The following is a 2,303-nucleotide window of genomic DNA, read 5'->3' on the forward strand; positions in this document are numbered from 1 at the left end:
TTATTACTCCTATCACTCCTGAGCAAATTAAGTCCGAACAAGATGTAGCAGATACATTTTATTCTGAATCACTTCTAAAGGAAGAAATAGATGTTAAGAAGTTTTGGACAAGTGAATTAAATAGTGACGTAGAAAAAATACAGCCGAAATAAAAAAATGCATATTCAGAAAGGAAGATGATTATGTCAACGAAAGCAGCGTCAATTTATAACCAGCCAACATTTCAAAATGTAGAGGAAGAGCGCCAACATCGTAAGGAAAGATTAGCAGGTGCATTTCGAATTTTTAATCAATTTGGATTTAATGAAGGGGTTGCTGGGCACATAACAGTTCGAGATCCTGAGAAAAAAGATCATTACTGGGTAAATCCACTAGGTGTACATTTTGGACAAATGAAAGTTAGTGATTTGCATCTTGTTAATCACAACGGAGATGTCGTCATAGGAGATCGTCCAATTAACAAAGCAGCAATCGCAATTCACTCGCAAATTCATCAAGCAAGACCAGATGTAATTGCTGCTGCCCACTCTCACTCCCTTTATGGTAAAGCATGGTCGTCTTTAGGAAGATTACTTGATCCTCTTACCCAAGACTCATGTGTATTCTATCAAGATCATGGATTATTTGATGATTTTACTGGAGTAGTATTAGAGAAAAGTGAAGGTGAACGCATTGCTGATGCACTTCAGCAACATAAGGGCGTTATTTTAAGAAATCACGGGCTTCTTACGGTTGGAGATAGCGTAGATGAAGCAGCTTATTGGTTTATTGCTATGGACCGAGCTTGCCATGCGCAGCTTCTTGCCGAAGCAGCAGGAAAACCTATTCCAATCGATCATGAAAAGGCTGTTTTGACGCACTCTCAAGTAAGCAGTCCTTCGGGAGGCTGGTTCAACTTTCAACAGCTATGGTATAAGCTACTTGATGAAGAACCGGATGTATTAAACTAAATAAAAGAAAGAGCTTAGGCATTGATATAAGAGTATCAATGCCTAAGTAAGTATAATGAAAAGGAGGACAAGTACATATGAACATCCTTCAAAAAGCTTTAGATTGTGTGAAGAAAAACCTATCAAAGAAGATTTTAGTAGCAAGCATTCTTACTATAGGAAGTCTATCTATTTTATCTGGCTGCAGTGAGGCAAAGGAAACAGCAGGAAAAAAGAAGGTAGATTTGTCAAAAGTAACGATTGTGTTAGGAGATCAAGCTGGAATGACGAAGGCCAAAGTAGAAGCTTCTAAAGTACTAGAAGGTACACCATATAAAGTCAAGTGGGCTAGCTTTCAAGGCGCGGCTCCTTTATTTGAAGCGTTAAAAGCAGGATCAGTAGATACAGCTCCTGCCGGAGATACGCCGGTACTCGCAGCCGCAGCTTCAAAGGTGCCATTAAAAATTATTGCTACTAGTGTATCTTCCCCCGAAGCTGTGGGAATATTGGTTAAGAAAAATTCTTCAATTAAATCGATAAAGGATTTAAAGGGAAAGACGGTCGTAGTTTCGTCTGCAAAAGGTAGTATTGCGCAATATTTATTAATTGAAGCGCTAAAAGAAGAAGGCCTGTCTACGGAAGATGTTAATGTTAAGTTTGTTCTTCCTACTGATGCCGCAGCAGCTTTCAAAGCAGGCCAGCTAGAAGCATGGGCTACTTTTGATCCGTATTTAGCAATTGCTGAGAAAAACGGAGGAAGGCTATTGCGTACTGGCAAAGGCATTAATACAGGATTAGGGTTTATCACAGCTTCAGACAAAGCACTACAGGATCCTGGAAAAAGAGCAGCAATTCAAGACGTCATTAAACGAATTTCAAAAGCATGGGAATGGGAAAATCAAAACAAAGAGAAGTACATTAAACTGTATTCTAATATCACGAGGTTGCCTAATGACGTTTCAAGAACAATTAACGGACGAGTAAATGCTAAAGTAAGACCTGTTGAAGAAAAGGATATACGTGCTGTACAGACAGTGGCAGACGTATTTAAAGAGGAAAATGTATTATCAAGAGAAGTAAATGTAGATAGATTGGTAGATAAAGAAATTTTTATAGCCAAATAAAATTAAGAAGTCTTTATTCTCTAAAGTCTTTCTAATACAGTGAGTATCTGGTAACAATGAAAAGCAGAACTTTAATTAAAGTTCTGCTTTTTTCCTTTAGTAAAAAATTAAAGTTAGTGACTATAATGTACTTTCTAAATAGCAGAAAGAAACTAAATCATCTAGAAATGGAATATTTTTGCTTTATAGTTAACATAAAACGGATTCTAGGCACCTACTCAAGGAAGCAACTAAGAGATGTTTCTTTATC

Annotated in this window: 2 protein-coding genes; both read left to right on the plus strand. The window is 37.4% G+C overall.

What is annotated here, in order from left to right:
* Positions 1 to 182: 182 nt before the first annotated feature.
* On the plus strand, positions 183 to 950 hold the full coding sequence (locus RB298_RS30990; RefSeq protein WP_486050169.1) for a class II aldolase/adducin family protein: 768 nt from the start codon (positions 183 to 185) through the stop codon (positions 948 to 950).
* A 77-nt stretch (positions 951 to 1,027) separates the two neighbouring features.
* A complete protein-coding gene (locus RB298_RS30995; RefSeq protein ID WP_486050171.1) occupies positions 1,028 to 2,053 on the plus strand; it encodes an ABC transporter substrate-binding protein in 1,026 nt (341 codons plus the stop codon).
* The last annotated feature ends 250 nt before the right edge of the window (positions 2,054 to 2,303 follow it).

It is taken from the genome of Priestia sp. BR_2 (genome assembly GCF_041954005.1).
Lineage (GTDB): Bacteria > Bacillota > Bacilli > Paenibacillales > Paenibacillaceae > Paenibacillus_AQ > Paenibacillus_AQ lautus_A.

Coding starts and splice junctions, on each gene's coding strand:
- RB298_RS30990 (WP_486050169.1), top strand. CDS start 183: ATGTCAACGAAAGCAGCGTCAATTTATAACCAGCCAACATTTCAAAAT.
- RB298_RS30995 (WP_486050171.1), top strand. CDS start 1,028: ATGAACATCCTTCAAAAAGCTTTAGATTGTGTGAAGAAAAACCTATCA.